Here is a 15,617-nt window from a genome sequence, read left to right as displayed (position 1 = left end):
ACGAATGTATTAAACGGATAACTTCAATTTCGAACGATACACTTTGCGGATCCCTACGACCGTGTATCTATCGCTCTAACCAAACCTATGAGCTTAAACCTTTCCTAGAACTGATATGCGGCAGAAAGCTTGTAGTTACGGCCCGGTTCATAGTCATCCAAGGTAAAGCCTCTTGCTGTGCCTGAACGAGATGCGTGTGAGGTGTATTGCTCATCAAACACGTTATCGATACCAAAGGTAACAGACAATCCGTCAACATTTGATGGCACCCATTGAGCGTAAAGGTTATGAACATCGTAACCTTCTTTGATTGGCTGACCATCGAATACGTTGTCTTCGTCTTTAACAAACATCGAGTTCCAACCAAAGATCGTTTCCAACGCTTCAGACTGATAATCCAGAGTCAACGTGATGCTATCGCCCATATCAATACTGCGACCATTGCCACCCGCGACAGCGCCGCCTGTGTCTTTGTTTTTAGTATCTGAACGCGCATAAGACAGTTTGCTGTTAAACATCTCGTAGCCGTAAGACACGCTTGCCTCGAAGCCTTTAATCTCTACATCACCCAAGTTGTAAATCAAGTAACTCTGGCTTCCAGCCTGGTACTCTTCAGTAATGTAATCATCAATATTGGTTTGGAACACAGTTAGGTTAGCACCAACAAAGTGATCATCTATACGCTTGTCGAAACGCACACCACCTTGTGTGTTCTGCCCGGTTTCAGCTTTGATATCGTCCGCTAAGTAAGCGACATCTTGGTAAGCAATAAAGGTTTCCATCAACTCTGGGCCTTTGAACAGCGAGCGCGTGCTTGCGAACAATGTCCAATCTTGAGTCACGTCCCATTGTGTTGCCAACGACCACGTTACGTCGTCAAAGTCGTCGTTTCCTGTCTCAGCTTTTCGCTGGTAATCATCAAAGCGAACGCCCGCGATGATAGAAAAGGCTTGAGTAAAGTAGAACTGGTCTTCAACAAAAAGTGCCGTAGAAATTGCTGACTCGTCCATAAACTTACTGCTGCCGTAATAGCTGCTTGATGACTTGTCCATGTAGTCAAAGCCATAGGTCGCGATGTTATCAAACGACATTAAACGGTAGTCCGATTGGAACTTTGTATTCAAGCCAAAGTTTTGGTTCTTCGCAGTGTTGTTAGACAAGCGATTCGATGGCCAACGCGGTGCCATAACGCTTTCATCACGCTGAATCTCAGTCTCTGTATTATACAGAGTAACGTTACCCTTATGACTTTCACCTCGTAGCTCATAGCTAGCCGTTATTGTGTCACGGTCATAATCGGTAGGAATGAGAATATCGTTAGATAAGCTTTCATTCGCACCACCCGACATATCTGGGCGCGGACTGTAATCACCGCTATCACGATAGAGATCATAAGAGAGTTCAAAGCGGTGTAAGTCACTCGGCTCAAAACCAATCTTACCGAGAATGTTGTATACATCCCCTTCTGAACCAAAGGTTTCATTGCCATCGCCGTCTTTAAAATCATCACGGCTCATGTAGTGGCTGTAGAGCATGGCATCAACGTTATCCGACAATAAGCCATACACAGTTAATGAACCTTGCTGGCTTGCATTCGTGGCATAGCCGCCATAAACACGAGCGCCAAAGCTCTCATCGTAACGAAGCAGATCTTTCGCGTCTTTGGTTTCAAACAACACAGAACCACCAAGTCCATTTTGCGTGACCGAGTTGTTACCCACTTGAATATCGGCCGATTTCAAGATGTCTGGGTTAAGAGTGAGGTTACCAATATGGTGGAACATGTTCGCGTGCTGAGAAGCACCGTCGAGTCGAATATCTAAGTCAGTTTCGCTTAAACCACGGATGGTAATTCGTTGGTTGACCGAGTGCGTTCCGCCAACATCAACACCGGGAATCTCACGCAGCAAGTCCGACATATGGTCAGCTTGCTTGAGTGACATATCATCGGCAATGATAGATTCAGTGTTACTAGATACCTTCGTTCCCCACACCACGACTTCATCAAAGTGCGATGTGCTCTCTTCTGCCATCACAGGGCTACTGAACGCGCTGGCTATAGCAATACAGAGGGTTGAAAGCTTGATTGTTGAGCTGACTGGGCTTTCCATAATTCAATCCTAGATGTAAATGATAATAATTCGCAAATATGATAAAGTTGTAGTTTATAAATGCACAGATGATTTGCTTATGCGAAAACGCATAGCTGTTATGAGGAAAGGTCAAATGGGTGAAGTAGTGTCAGAGCAAACTAAACTTGCCGAAACGGCTATGACTGAAAGAGTAGAGTTAAACAAGAAAGCTGTGTTAACAAAAAAAGTCGCTCTAACCAAAAAGCTAGAACAGACTGAAAAGCAGATCATCGTGACACAAGGTCAAACCAAGCAGACCTCGCTCGCTGAAGGTAAATTCCTTTCTTATCAATACAATGACCAAATTTTCGTGCATGGCGGTCGCTGTATTGAATTGGTCGATAGCAACATAGTCTCAACGGCTCACTCCGCTATCCTGATTACCATTCTTCTCGAAGGAAAACTCACCTTTGGCTACGACGATCTCGAGTTCGATCTCGATGCCAGCAATGGACCACAAGGCGTGGTAGTCAACTTAGCCAAACCAGCCAACTTTAGACGCTCGTTAATTCAAGATAACAAGATGAATAAGATCAATATCTTGGTTAAGCCACAATGGGTAAAACCACGTTTAAGTGACCACTGTTCAAGCAAATCATTCTTAGATTCACACAAGGCGTTTTACGATGTGCAGTTCAACGCTGACATCATTCAACTCGCCAATACGCTCACTAGCCAAGCTACACCGACCAACTTTCAAGACAAGCTTGTCGTAGAGACGTTAACCCAGCAGTTGCTTGCTCAAACCTTGTCTCAGATGCCGATTCAATGCTGCCAAGAGTGCACTTCTGAGGACATTAACGCTAGTCCAAATGGCACGGATAAGAACGTTGGTCTTGACCAAAACGATAACCAAGTTTCGGCTGAAAAAGGGTTCGACGCTAAGATAGAAGACATCATCAGCTACATTGAAATCAACTTGGATAAGCCACTCAGCCTTGAAAGCATCGCAGGTCGATTCTCGATGAGTATCTCCAACTTACAACGCCGATTTAAGCAGTCTTACAACCTGACGATCAACGGCTACATCCGACACCGACGCTTAGATATCGCGCGACAACACTTAGAGCGAGGCTTGGTATCAATCACCGAAGCCGCCTATGAAGCGGGTTATCAGCACCCTTCTAACTTCACCAATGCATTTAAGAAAGCGTTCGGTGTTCCACCCCATGCACTTGCCAAACACTCTGCATCAAGAGGCAGCTAACTTCTGACGCACGAATACTATAGGTTCTTAATAACTGGAACACACTGCGACAACTCGCTCTTCAACCAAGTGACGAATAAACTACCTGACTCGTCCTGATTGCTATCTTGCGTGAGCAACATGTACTGATGGCCAGAAGGTACAAATCCAAACGGCGCGATTAAGTTACCTCTTTCGATATCGTCGGCGACAAGTGGATACGACCCAAGCGCTATGCCTAACCCATCGACAGCCGCCTGAAAGCAAAAGTAGAAGTGTGCAAATGTTTGGTTCGCAGTAGATTTTGACAGCTCTCCGCCATTAACTGTGTCTTTAGTGATAGCTCCCCAATCACTCCAAGCATTTAGTCGCGTGCTGCTGTGCAGTAATTTCACATCACCTGAGTTATCTTTTACCTTTTGCCAATAATCCGGTGAGCATACAGGGCCGACCCACTCTTCAACTAACGGTATCTGTTTGTAACTCTCGGTTAATTTAAAGTCATCTCGGCGAATCGCCATATCGAGGCCAGTAGCATCTAAATTCACAGCCCCACCAGCGGTAGACAAACGAACATCAATGCCCGACTCGGCGTAAAAATCCCCTAAACGTGGCATCAACCAACGCATGGTTAATGTTGGCTCGCACGACACCTCGAGTGCATGGTTGTTGAGTTGATTGAGCTTTTGGACGCCGGTATCCAACGCCTGAAACGCTTGCTCTGTGTAACCTCTGAGTAACTCACCCTCTTTGGTCAAACACACATTACGACCCTGCTTATAAAACAGAGTTTGAGACAGATAGTTTTCCAGAACCTTGATCTGTTTGCTCACCGCACCATGGGTAATACTGAGTTTTTCCGCCGCTTCACTGTAACTCTTAGAGTGAGCCGCAACATGGAAAACATGAAATGCTTTAAGATGCCTCATGTGTGACTTTTTCTCACAATTTAATGGAATTCATTTCGATTATAGGCAGCAATTAAAAGCCATACAATGACGGCTCATCAAATAAGAGAGTTGGAGTATTTATGGAGTGGTTAAGCTTAGCGGTGTTAGGACTATTGATTGTTATAAGTCCTGGTGCTGATTTCGTTTTGGTTTTGAAGAACAGTGTTAATCAAGGAAGACAAGCCGGTATTTGGACTGCGATAGGTGTCAGCTTAGCGATTTGTGTTCACATCAGTTATTCGATGCTAGGCATTAGTTACTTAATCTCACAGAATGAGCAGCTTTTCGACATCATTCGATACGCAGGTGCCGCTTACCTTATTTACCTCGGCATAAAAGGCATCTTAAGCACAGACAGCAAACTCGCCCCTATGGAAGGAAAGACGCAAAACATCGGTATCTGGCGCTACTTGGCGCAAGGCTTTCTGTGTAACGTACTAAACCCTAAAACCATGTTGTTCTTCTTGAGTATCTTCAGCCAAGTGATCTCACCCGATTCTACGAACCAACATGTCGCACTCGGTTATGGGCTTTATATGATTATTCTTCACGGCTTGTGGTTTGGAATTGTCGCAATGTTATTTACTTCGAATACGTTGCAAAAACACTTGTTGAAAGCCAAGAAAAGACTCAACCAAGCGTGTGGGGTTGGATTGGTTACATTCGGGGCATTGTTGGCGGTTAAGTCTTAAACCACATTCAAAGCTATGCCCCAAAGCCGACAATCTAAGGCTCAAAGCCATTTCAGATTATTTGAAGTGGCTTTACCCTTTCACTATCAGGGAAGATGGTGTTTAGCTGCTTCGTATTAATAGATAGGTGCTCGCCTAGCACACCTTTAATTACACCTCGCATGTCGGTGGTTGGTCTGAGATCTCGCCCTTGGTACAGATTTTCTTGGCTTAACCCCGACCAGCTGGCGATAACTTGTCCCCCAGAAGCGCCTGAATTCGATATGTTTGAAGCCTTATTAGCCATAGCACCACCAGCAACAAACATGACATTGCCTGTGCCATGATCGGTGCCTTTTGTACCGTTTTCCTTAGCCGTTCGACCAAACTCACTGGCGGCGATGATCACCGTGTTATTCCAGCGAGCCCCTAACGATGCCTTAAGCGCTGCTAATCCTGCATCCAAGGTTTTAAGTTGGTTACTCAACCTACCATTAACGCTGCCTTGATTGGCATGCGTGTCCCAACCACCGAGTTCTAATGCAGCGATGTTTGGCCCGTTGTCAGCAGATAAGATGTCGCCCGTTTTACTCATCAATGACTTAAATTGTTTGCCAACGCCTTGGTCACCCACCAGCTCATCGATTTTCATTACACTTTCGAAATTAGCAGACAACATTTGGTCACTTTGGAAGAGTTCTTCAAGTAGCTCAGTTTGTTTGTCGCGTGTTTTCAACCGGTTTGGATACCAACTTGCCACAGTAGACTCACCCTGCATGATGAGCGGCAGGCCGGAATCAATCGCAATTCCATCGTATTGTTCTGAACTCATCGTAAGTAAACGGTTTAGCCACCCTTCTGTATTAAAGGGATCGGAAGTGCCGTTTTCTAATATCTTTTGTCCATCAAAATGAGAACGCTCGCGATAAGCGGTTGAACAAGCGTGAACGAAGCTAAGTTCTTTATTTTCATACCATTGATGACAACTTTTAAGCGAAGGGTGTAACCCAAAAAAGCTATCAAGCTTAAGCAGCTGATTAGGCTTTAAGCCGATATTTGGTCTTAGATCTGCGTAATCAGGGTCAGCATGAGGTACCACAACGTTTAATCCATCCATCGCGCCACGCAGTGAGATCCAAACAAAGATATTGTCTGAACGTGTTTTGGCAAAGCTCGGAAATGGCAACATCGCACTCACACCAACGGCAGCGGCCATACCCATGAACTGGCGTCGATTGATACTTTGCAGGCTGTGATCGTGTGGCTCATGACTCGGCGACTTCATCTGCTGCGAACCGTTTGTCTTTTTCATACCCACTCCTAACGATATTGAAACTGTGGGCTTAACCACAACAGGGAAAGTTGCATTGCAGCACTGTCAGCTTTGCTCAATACAATTTGAGTATGTTCATCAATCGCATCGCCATATAAAGCTGCGATCACGTCATCCACTATCGCCTTTGGTTTTGTACCCGAGGCCTTAGCTGACTTTATCGCGATTGAGGCGAGCCTATTAGCGACTTGCATACGCTGAGTTAATGCCGAAGGGCTGTTGTAGTCTCTGTCTTGATCCGACCATCCTGCAGGTGAACCCGGTTTAAAAGGTGGTTGGCCTAACGTGTTGAGAGTGTTCAGTGCTTGCTTATCGTTTATAGGAATGTCGGCACTGCGAAGTACCGCAAATAGCCACTCTTTCGGCGGTCTGAATCGATTGGGCTTGGGTTCGTTTGCCTCTTTACTCTCCAGTAACAAGCGGTAAACAGGCAGCAAATCACCATTACCTTTTAAGTATGCAGCAACCATCTGTTCTGAGAGCTCTTTAGGCGTATCACCAATAAAATGCTGGCAAAGCTTATCAACCAAATGTTTCGCTGTGTCTTGGTGGGTGGCTAAGGCTTTTAAACACGACTCCCCTTGTGAGATACCTGATTGGGAGTAGGATTTTCCAAGTAAGGTGATACTGCCTGGCTCATGGAGGTTGTTAGCAAATCGAAAACCGGCATTTGGGGATTGGAATTTAATACCCCATCCCGAAATCGCTTTTGCCAAGGCAATTACATCTTGTTGGGTATAAGAACCATCAACACCGAGGGTGTGAAGCTCTAGAATTTCGCGAGCGAGGTTTTCATTCAGTCCCTTATCACGGCGCTTACCGACTTTGGAATTGGGCCCAATGGAGAGTTGATTATCAAGATACAAAAGCATGGCTGGATGTTTTGAAGATGCCATCAGCATGTCGCTGAAATTACCATTCCAATGCTTGCGAACCACATCGTTTTCAATACTTGCAGCTAAGGGCATCAGCTTTCGATTGTCGACCGAGATGGCGAAGTGGTTACTCCAAAACTGAATGATGCGCTCTTGAAAACCATAAGGCGTTTCAACGCTTTGCAGATGACGAGCTTGAGCTTGTTGTCGGTAGTGAGTTCGAAGAAAAGACTGTGCCTCTTTCTTCATTGCTTGCATCTTTTGCTCATCACCCTTGGCTTTCTTTCGCTGTTCACGATTCTCGCCGACGGTTATCAGGATAGATTCGGTTGTGGGTAAAGCTTGAATGGACTGATGAATAAATGGCTTTTTATCCAACTGTTCTAAAGGCGAATAATAGGTTGTTTGACCTAATCTAGGCCCAAAACCAAACCTTTGTTCACCCACGATTTTTGAAGTTGGGTAATAATTCATTGCACACTCCCTTACGCTCGATCTGTTCTAAGTGTAATCGCTTAGTCATCAAGCATAGGGAGCTTTACAAGGTTTTACGTTAGATGGGTGTCAGGTGCCTATCAAGTTACAGACACGGTTTGATCATTTTGAATGAATGTCTATTTACGCCACATATAGACAAACTGGTCGTTTTGCGAGGTGATTTCGAAACCGAACCTTAAATACAGCTCTCCAACGCGATTACCTTGTAGATAACACAACTCAACTGGCTTACTGAGCTTGTCTGTGTGATCTAAACAATCAGTGAGGATTTTGCTACCAATGCCTTTACCATGATACTCGGGAAGCAGAAAGAATCGACAAAAGTAGAAGTGGTCACCTTTGTCTTGCAGCAACACACTACCAATCGCTTTGCCCTGATACTCAATGATTTCAGGCCTTTCTTCTGCCCACTCTTCGGCGTGTATGTCTCGTTGAACTTGCTCATCCCAGCCAAAAACAGCTTTGATCGGCTCAAATTCAGCGGCCTTTTTTAGCTCAAACAGAAATTCATAATCTGATGACTGAGCGGGTCTTGTCGAATACTTCAAAATATCTCCAGCAATAATCGATGAACTATAACCAAAGAAACCACCATCAATGGTGGCTTCAATTTAATAAAGTCTCACTAACGGAAAGTAAGCGCACCTAAGCAAGTGCCGTGCTTTAGTGTTCATTTTGGGTCTAGTTGATAACGCAACACCTCTTGCTGATCTTGCTCGGAATAAAAGGTATTTAAGAACTGGCCGCCGCACTTCTCAATCACTTTTTGCGAAGCAACATTGTCGCAATCACAGGTAATAATAGCGCCTTCGATAAGTGCATGACGCTGAACCCAAGACAACATGTGACTTGCGATTCCTCGTCCTCTCGCTTGGGGCAGAGTCTCGTAGCCGATGTGCCCGATAACGTCATGAATGTATTCACTGGTGCCGTGACGAACTCTAATCACACCAATAATCTGCTCAGACTCAATACAAAAATAAGTAGAAGCTGGCGTCCACCCTTCAGGCAAGCACTCGCCTTTTGAATAAGCGATTCGCTTTTCTAAGTAAGCATCACTGCCATCGGTAATACCGGTATAGATTTCGAGTCCATCATCAATACAAGCTTTTACATAATGGTGGAACGCAATCGAGTGCGCCATATCAGCTTTGACTATATCCATATAACTTCTATCCCTACCTAATACTCGTCTAACTATTCACTAAGCCCAACGCTAGGCCAAATGCATGGTGTACTCTTGGTGCCCTGTGTGCTCATCGGCTTGTTCACTTACGATGCTAAAGCCTTGAGAAAGGTAGAACCCAATGGTCGCTTAATTCTCTTTGTACACATTCAAAGACAAGTTCGGGCATTCAAGCTTGGCATGTTGCATGAGCTGTTTCCCGATGCCACTCCCTTGAAGCTCAGGGCAGACAAAGATCGCGGCCAATATGCCTTCATAAAGCGAATAAAACCCACGAACTTCCCCATCAACTTGGAACACATAGGTTTGTGAGGCAGGAAGGTAGATATCGCGCATATTACCCACTTGTGACTCCCAAAATTCAGGTGCCATGAAGTTGTGCGCCTCAATGGAAGCCGTGAGCCATATATTTAGGACCGTTTCGGTGTCGGCTGCGCTGTATTCTCTGATCATCTTGATTCTCTAACGTTTAAGTTTGACTCTGTTTGCTAGTCAGTATGCTCAACAACGGCCCAAAAGCATTGAACATTTACGACAATCGTCCGAAAAAATGGTTACTGCTTTTTCACGTATTTTGCAGTCACCAGCATTTCACCGCCACCATCAAGCTTACAATCTAGCTGGTGATCTTTGCCTTCGTTGATGCGTCGAATCACTGCTTTGGTACCAATTTTCAGTACGCTAGAGCTGCCTTTCACTTTTAAATCTTTAATGAAGGTGACTTTATCACCGGTATCTAACACTGCGCCGTTAACGTCCTTTACACGCGCAGCTTCTCTTTCTAAACGCTCTTCTTCTGGGTTCCATTCATAGGCACACTCAGGGCAGATTAGGTTGTTTTGGTCTGGGTAGACATATTCAGATTGGCATTGCGGACAAGGAGGTAAAGACATACGTTAATACTTCATTTAAATAGAATTTGCGTCCATTTTAATGACTCTTGCTAGGCTTAGCGAGTACAAATCTATCAGATTTTCTGAAGATAAACTTAAAGTAGGAAAAGAGCGGCTCTAAAACGAACAAACACAGCCGCTAAGCTGTGTTTGTTGAAGAAACGAAGTTACCTGAGCGCCAGTTGGAATCTAATCAGATTAACGTTCTACTTTTGGTGAGTAGATCGAATACGCGGTAATTTGCCCTGCCACAATCGCGGAGAACATAAACAGCGCCGATAAACCAATACTCGGGATCGGCAAGATAGATTGTTCAAACACTGATTGACTTGCACTCACTAGAACGCGGCTACCCGGAACCAAGATGATGATGCCTTGCACGATGTAAATAGAGCCAGTGAGCTCCATCTTTTTAGCAATCCAAGTACCGTATAAAGTGATAAGAACGGTGGTTACCCAAGTACCCACAACCCAACCACTGTCAAAACCTAGATAGAACGGGCCCCACATACCCAAAACCGCAACTGGCAAACCAAGTAAGATGTCTTTAGGGCGAGCATTGAACATCACACCGATAGACACTGAGATCAGCACCAAGCCGGATATGTGCATCCACACTGGCACCGCATTGGTATAGTCGATGGAGACTGCTTGTCCCCATATCGCTTCACCAATATTGAGACCCATGATAATCCCAACAAACAACTTGATCAGCGTTAAGGCACTCTGCCCTAGCAAACTGGTACCCGAAACGAGATCGTTGAAGGCCAAACATTCTAATGCGTTGGCTATGGATAATCCGGGGACAAATAAAACGATTGACGCAATACACAACGCCCACACCGGGGTCGGCAAACCTGTGCTTGCCAAAAATGCCACAAAGATACCCGTCAATAATGCTGAGATAAATTCAACCGCAATTGCACGACGTGAATGCAGGACTTGCTGACATACCCAAACCATCAAACCCAATAACGCAGAAAAACCAACCGCTTCCAACGTACTGCCGACTAGCATCAAGTACGCAGGCGGAATACCCATATTAGCTAGTGCGGTAACAAACTTAGAGTAACCGACAGGCTCAGGAACTGGCTCACTGCTCGGTTGGTTAATACGAATGATGGTGTTTGCCAACAAACTCAGATTAATTGAAGCAGGCTTTAGGCGCTTAAGAATAACGGCGTTGTTATCATCTGGAAATTGATAGTTAATCGCGGTTGGTGTTGCTTGGATCATCACATCCACACCATGCTTTTTTGCATAGAACTGTGTGTATTTTTCAAGCTTATAGGGAGCACAACCGCTGCGGTGAAGAGTGTCACCAATTTCAACAATTTTGTTAATTCTGAACTGAGAAGGCATGGGTATTTTAGGCGAGACAAAATGTGCGGCAAATGTACCAAACGACAGACGGAATGACGAGACTTTTGCGTGAATTATCAACTAAATTCGTTACTTTTTTCTGCGAACGCACAGAGGCGTGTATTACTCTACTCATTTGGGATTAGTTTAATGAATAATACGAATCGTTCGTAAGTTAAATCTATGCATCCACATTGTTATAAACGCACTTATAAATTCAGCTCAAATTTCGATTGTGTTAACACGTTAAACCATAGATTTTGCCTGTGTTGATGAGGAAATAACATCCGATATCAGTTTATAAATTCATCCCCTTCCCCTTTTCTTAAACTATCAAGTCAGCACCCGTTTAAATCTTGGGCTTAACGAGAGTTTAGTCACATTTTATTCACTATCTAAACGCCAGACATGATTGAAAAACTAGCGGAGTGGTGGTTATGCGAGCACTTAGAATAAAAATGAAAGAAAAAGGTTTCGTTTTCAGTTAGATGTGGCATTATCAAACTCGTTAAGACGATGTGCGTGCATCGTATAATGGCTATTACCTCAGCCTTCCAAGCTGATGATGCGGGTTCGATTCCCGCTGCACGCTCCAAGTCTTCTTAATGCCTCAGTCTTACCCTTAAGACAGTGTGCGTGCATCGTATAATGGCTATTACCTCAGCCTTCCAAGCTGATGATGCGGGTTCGATTCCCGCTGCACGCTCCAACTTCTGTTTAGTTTCAAATTCTCTTTAGTTACAATATCCCTTTAGATGTACCATCTCCTCTTAGCTTCAAAACCTAAAACAATTAGAACTGCGCACTTCATTGTGTGATTTTTTGTATTAAAAAGAGCAATACCAAATGATATTACTCTTTGAATATTCATAATTTAATTGATTACCTCAATCAAGTTGCCCTTCATCTAAGGCAGAAGTAACCCATACTAGAGGCGCATTCCAGTTGATGGTTATCTCGTTCAACGTCCAAGCTCCAATATTATCGCTGTAACACGTTTGTCCAACACACTTACCTTTCATCATAGCGGCAATAGGATCACTAAAACTTACCGAATTTGGGCCTCCAATTAACGCACCCGGCGCTGGTTTTGGTGAACTTTCATCAACAGCATAAGCCCAGAATCGATGATGAGGATTCTCAGCAGGTTTCGTTCCATAACCAGTAACATAAGAGATATTCATTGGGTTACCTCCTAGGATATAATCCATCGCACTAGCCGCCGCTTTGATGTATCGAACATCATTAGAAAAATCGTGAGCGTAAATCAAAAAAATACTTCGGTTTACAAGGTTAGAGTTTGAGCCCCACGAATACTCTTCGACTGTATAAGGGATGTTGTAGCCTTCATTGGCAACTTGCTTGGTATAAGATTCTGCCGTTTTAATGATGTTCTTACGTGCTTGTTCAATAACTTGGCTGTCTAATGAGTTAGGTACCACGGCTAAACTCACGGTGCCCGCAGGCGCTATATACTGCCAATACATGTCACCATCGGCATTGATGTTCCCCTTCGGCACTTCAAGGTAGTGTGGAGAATCAATCAATACTTTTTTGTAAACCTCATCATTGGTTGTGATAAAGAGCTCGGCCGCAGCCCAGTATCGCTCATCACTCAATTCGATATCATCATACGGCCCAGAACCAGTGAAGTTATCGTAAGCATAGATATCTTGATGTTGATTTGCTGCGTTCCACGCTTTGGTCGCTGAATCCAAACATAACTGCGAAAAATCACTGTCGATATCTTTCCAAATACGTGCGCACTGAGCACCGATTGCCGCCAGATTCAATGAAGCTGCAGTAGTAGGATAACCAACATAACGTTTCTGAGTATCTTTGTGTGGCGGTAATGGCATACCAGTCCAAGACTCATCCGCGATCTTGTGGAATGCCAGCCCTCTCGCGTTAATCTCGGTAAGTTTTAGCTGTTTACTGGCAGACTGATTACCAACAGGAACGGCTATTGGCGTGTCCGAGTCGACTTGCATCGCTAACATGAACTCTATGTTCCAGCGAGCTTCAGACAACAGCGGGTTAACGCCATTGGTTGCTTCAGGGATTTTAACTTTCCCATCTGAAAACGGAAGTGATTTGTTCTCTAAGAACTTGCCTCGCTCATATAAATTCAGGAGCGTCCAAGTTGAAATACCACTATTTACTGTGTACTTACCATGGTCGCCCGCATCGTACCAACCACCGGTTGCATCAATAGTCAGATCACAGCCAGGCCATCTATTTCCCCAGCTATCGACTTTATCAAAACATGTCACCCTATCGGACATGTGGCCACCAGGCCTCGCGAGATCGTCGCGTTGAACGAACTCAGGTTTTATCTCGATACCGCTACGGTTTTGATAAAAGTAAGACAAGGCATCGAGCTTTAACTGGCTATAAACATCGCTTCTAATATCGAATGGATAACTGACATCATCGCCGACTTTGATCGTTAATCCGTTCATTGTCTCTGTATAGTTTGAAAGGTTAACTCGGTGAATGTGCTCACCCGACGCTTTATTTAGGCCGAACACTTCTGTTTTACCGAGGTCGAGGCTGATCCCAGAATGAGATACTAATGTCCATTTAAGAGGTTCAGTTGACGAGTTTTCAACAAAGATATACTTGTCGGATTGAGGTAAGAAGCCAACTTGGTTAGCTCGGATAGGCATCTTAGTCGCTACTTTTACAAATGGCTTACCTACAACAGAAACGTTATCAACACAGATGACACCCGTTTTCTGTGCTCCTAATTGAAACTGGAATTCTGTATCGGCGTCACTCTCAAGTTCTTGCACAAAATCAAACGTATAGCTTTGCTTGTCTGTTGATACACCCACGTCACTTAGAAAATAATGCGTATAAGGAGGCCCTTCATGTTGGATCAAGGCTTTCATCTCAGTATCAGTATTTGCATATATATCGAACGATACCTGATATTTCTGACCTTGCTCTAAACCAATACCGCTGTGGCCTAAAATTACATCCCAAGAATTGTTCCCCGGGTTTTTAATATCAATACAAGCTTCGTTGCTTTCTGTTGTTACATCGGCTCCTGCATTCCACCAACCATTCATATTGGCTTCGAAGTTACTATTTCTAATCTGTTCTTCTGCGTGTATCGATCCAGAAGATAAAATCATGACAATCGCGAGAGATAACGTTCCTTTTTGCATCATTCTTCCTTAGAGATGTTTCATATATCCAAGGAAACTAACTAAATAGATTCAATAATAGAGAGTTAACATTCGCAAAAAACAGACTCGTAAAAATAAATCTTATGATTTTTTGTGATGTTTAACACTAAGGAACAAGCTCATGAATCAATTGCATGGATAGCCAAAACGAGTTTGTGACGGTACTTTTGATTTAGCCAAGAGTTTCACAAAAATGCTGGTTTAATAATCTTGGTCAATATCCAAAAAAACGGTTGTGTTAATGTGCGCGCATTAGCAACAACCCCAAAATAATTAAAAATGTTTAAAAGCAATGAGTTAACAATCAACATCGAAGCAATCAATGTCGCACTGTCAAAAGTCGAAAATGCGAACAAAATTCAGCTTAATACGTTGAAGGGTTATGTGAGCAACGAACCAGAGCAAGCCGTTCTTGCATTTCGCTCTTTAAGTGAAGTGGAATCGATCGACGACAAGCTTAAGAAGATCATGTCAGAGCTACCGCACCTAAGTGGTGAAGCTCAGCACCTACTGGAAACATCGATCCTATTACAGTAGTGGCCAAGAAAGATAAGTCTCAACTACGCGATGAGCTAAGACTTATCTTTAAGCTTTCTTGTACTTGTCTAGCAGCTACTTCTAGCTCTATTAGATAATGCCTACAGCGTTATCGACTTCGCCATACCCGCTTCTGTGTGACCTGGGATATTGCATGCGAACTCTACGTGATTATCACCGTGAAAATGCCAAAGCACCTGCTTCGCTTTGCCCGGCTTCACCGTCACTGTGCTGCCAGAGTCATGATGGTGGTTACTCATATTTTTCATCATTTCACGATGCTCTAACTGCTCGGTGGCAGAACCAATTGAGAATTCGTGGTCAATCTTGCCTGTATTCATCACTACAAACTGAACGACGTCATTAGGCTCAATATCGACCTTGTTCTTAAACGTAATTCTCATGTCGTCACTCAGTAGAACATGAACCACTTTATCGGGTTTAGCGCCTTGAGCTGGCATGCCCACTTCCGACATACCTTCCATGTCCATCATTCCATCCATATTCATCATCTTGGAATGGTCCATCTTTCCACCCTTAATCATGCTGTGATCCATCTTTGAATGATCCATTTCTCCGCTCTTCATCATCGAGTGGTCCATACCTGAGTGATCCATGTTTGAGTGGTCACCAGCTGAATGGTTCATAGCAGCAAAAGCCGTTGCAGTAGTCAGTGTTAGAGCTATGGCAATCAGTGTCTTTTTCATAGTCGTTCCTTAGATTAATTCTGTTGGTGTTGTTAGTTTTATATGTTCATGTGGGGCGCCCTTACCTACTCCTATCTCGCAAGTAAGGGCTTT

Annotated in this window: 13 protein-coding genes, 2 tRNA genes and 1 pseudogene; 5 read left to right on the top strand and 11 right to left on the bottom strand. The window is 44.0% G+C overall.

Translation table 11 applies throughout. The annotated features are described in order from the left end of the window. Window positions 1-104: 104 nt before the first annotated feature. On the bottom strand, window positions 105-2,111 hold the full coding sequence (locus OCV12_RS20775; RefSeq protein ID WP_261885998.1) for a TonB-dependent siderophore receptor: 2,007 nt from the start codon (window positions 2,109-2,111) through the stop codon (window positions 105-107). 19 nt (window positions 2,112-2,130) lie between these two features. Here OCV12_RS20775 and OCV12_RS20770 point away from each other — a divergent pair, with 19 nt between their 5' ends. Beyond that, window positions 2,131-3,339, top strand: coding sequence for a helix-turn-helix domain-containing protein (locus OCV12_RS20770; protein ID WP_261885997.1), 1,209 nt, complete (start codon window positions 2,131-2,133; stop codon window positions 3,337-3,339). Window positions 3,340-3,356: 17 nt separating this feature from the next. Here OCV12_RS20770 and OCV12_RS20765 read toward each other — a convergent pair whose 3' ends face one another. Further along, on the bottom strand, window positions 3,357-4,247 hold the full coding sequence (locus OCV12_RS20765) for a LysR family transcriptional regulator (RefSeq protein WP_261885996.1): 891 nt from the start codon (window positions 4,245-4,247) through the stop codon (window positions 3,357-3,359). Between the two features lie 101 nt (window positions 4,248-4,348). Here OCV12_RS20765 and OCV12_RS20760 point away from each other — a divergent pair, with 101 nt between their 5' ends. Next, on the top strand, window positions 4,349-4,960 hold the full coding sequence (locus OCV12_RS20760; protein WP_261885995.1) for a LysE family translocator: 612 nt from the start codon (window positions 4,349-4,351) through the stop codon (window positions 4,958-4,960). A gap of 52 nt (window positions 4,961-5,012) precedes the next feature. On the opposite strand, the gene OCV12_RS20755 is transcribed toward OCV12_RS20760, so the two are convergent. The 7 genes and pseudogenes from OCV12_RS20755 to OCV12_RS20725 form a co-directional block, all read right to left on the bottom strand. Further along, window positions 5,013-6,251, bottom strand: a complete 1,239-nt coding sequence (locus tag OCV12_RS20755) for a DUF1501 domain-containing protein (protein WP_261885994.1) — start codon at window positions 6,249-6,251, stop codon at window positions 5,013-5,015. A gap of 8 nt (window positions 6,252-6,259) precedes the next feature. After that, window positions 6,260-7,621: a DUF1800 domain-containing protein gene (locus OCV12_RS20750; protein ID WP_261885993.1), complete on the bottom strand. Its 1,362-nt coding sequence runs from the start codon at window positions 7,619-7,621 to the stop codon at window positions 6,260-6,262. 140 nt (window positions 7,622-7,761) lie between these two features. Next, window positions 7,762-8,193: a GNAT family N-acetyltransferase gene (locus OCV12_RS20745; RefSeq protein ID WP_261885992.1), complete on the bottom strand. Its 432-nt coding sequence runs from the start codon at window positions 8,191-8,193 to the stop codon at window positions 7,762-7,764. Between the two features lie 122 nt (window positions 8,194-8,315). Further along, the gene (locus OCV12_RS20740; RefSeq protein WP_261885991.1) at window positions 8,316-8,810 is read right to left on the bottom strand and encodes a GNAT family N-acetyltransferase; all 495 of its coding nucleotides are present in this window, start codon (window positions 8,808-8,810) and stop codon (window positions 8,316-8,318) included. 51 nt (window positions 8,811-8,861) lie between these two features. Beyond that, window positions 8,862-9,284, bottom strand: a pseudogene (locus OCV12_RS20735) (N-acetyltransferase). 101 nt (window positions 9,285-9,385) lie between these two features. Then, window positions 9,386-9,724, bottom strand: coding sequence for a zinc ribbon domain-containing protein YjdM (locus tag OCV12_RS20730; RefSeq protein WP_132745611.1), 339 nt, complete (start codon window positions 9,722-9,724; stop codon window positions 9,386-9,388). Between the two features lie 198 nt (window positions 9,725-9,922). Then, a complete protein-coding gene (locus tag OCV12_RS20725) occupies window positions 9,923-11,086 on the bottom strand; it encodes a threonine/serine exporter family protein (RefSeq protein ID WP_261887114.1) in 1,164 nt (387 codons plus the stop codon). A 520-nt stretch (window positions 11,087-11,606) separates the two neighbouring features. On the opposite strand from OCV12_RS20725, the gene OCV12_RS20720 reads away from it, so the two are divergent. Both OCV12_RS20720 and OCV12_RS20715 read left to right on the top strand, forming a co-directional pair. Further along, window positions 11,607-11,681 (top strand) — tRNA-Gly (locus tag OCV12_RS20720). A gap of 39 nt (window positions 11,682-11,720) precedes the next feature. Further along, window positions 11,721-11,795: transfer RNA gene (locus tag OCV12_RS20715), tRNA-Gly, on the top strand. Between the two features lie 178 nt (window positions 11,796-11,973). Here OCV12_RS20715 and OCV12_RS20710 read toward each other — a convergent pair. Next, window positions 11,974-14,259: a glycoside hydrolase family 9 protein gene (locus OCV12_RS20710; protein ID WP_261885990.1), complete on the bottom strand. Its 2,286-nt coding sequence runs from the start codon at window positions 14,257-14,259 to the stop codon at window positions 11,974-11,976. Window positions 14,260-14,559: 300 nt separating this feature from the next. Here OCV12_RS20710 and OCV12_RS20705 point away from each other — a divergent pair, with 300 nt between their 5' ends. Further along, window positions 14,560-14,817 carry a hypothetical protein gene (locus tag OCV12_RS20705; RefSeq protein ID WP_176679532.1) on the top strand — a complete coding sequence of 86 codons (258 nt, stop codon included), beginning with the start codon at window positions 14,560-14,562 and terminating at the stop codon, window positions 14,815-14,817. Window positions 14,818-14,918: 101 nt separating this feature from the next. Here OCV12_RS20705 and copI read toward each other — a convergent pair whose 3' ends face one another. Next, window positions 14,919-15,524, bottom strand: a complete 606-nt coding sequence (gene copI / locus OCV12_RS20700) for a copper-resistant cuproprotein CopI (protein WP_261885989.1) — start codon at window positions 15,522-15,524, stop codon at window positions 14,919-14,921. Window positions 15,525-15,617 lie beyond the last annotated feature (93 nt).

The organism is Vibrio pomeroyi (assembly GCF_024347595.1).
In the GTDB taxonomy this organism is placed as follows: domain Bacteria; phylum Pseudomonadota; class Gammaproteobacteria; order Enterobacterales; family Vibrionaceae; genus Vibrio; species Vibrio pomeroyi.
Note: the sequence above shows the minus strand (reverse complement) of the source record. Positions and strands in the feature narration are given on the sequence as shown.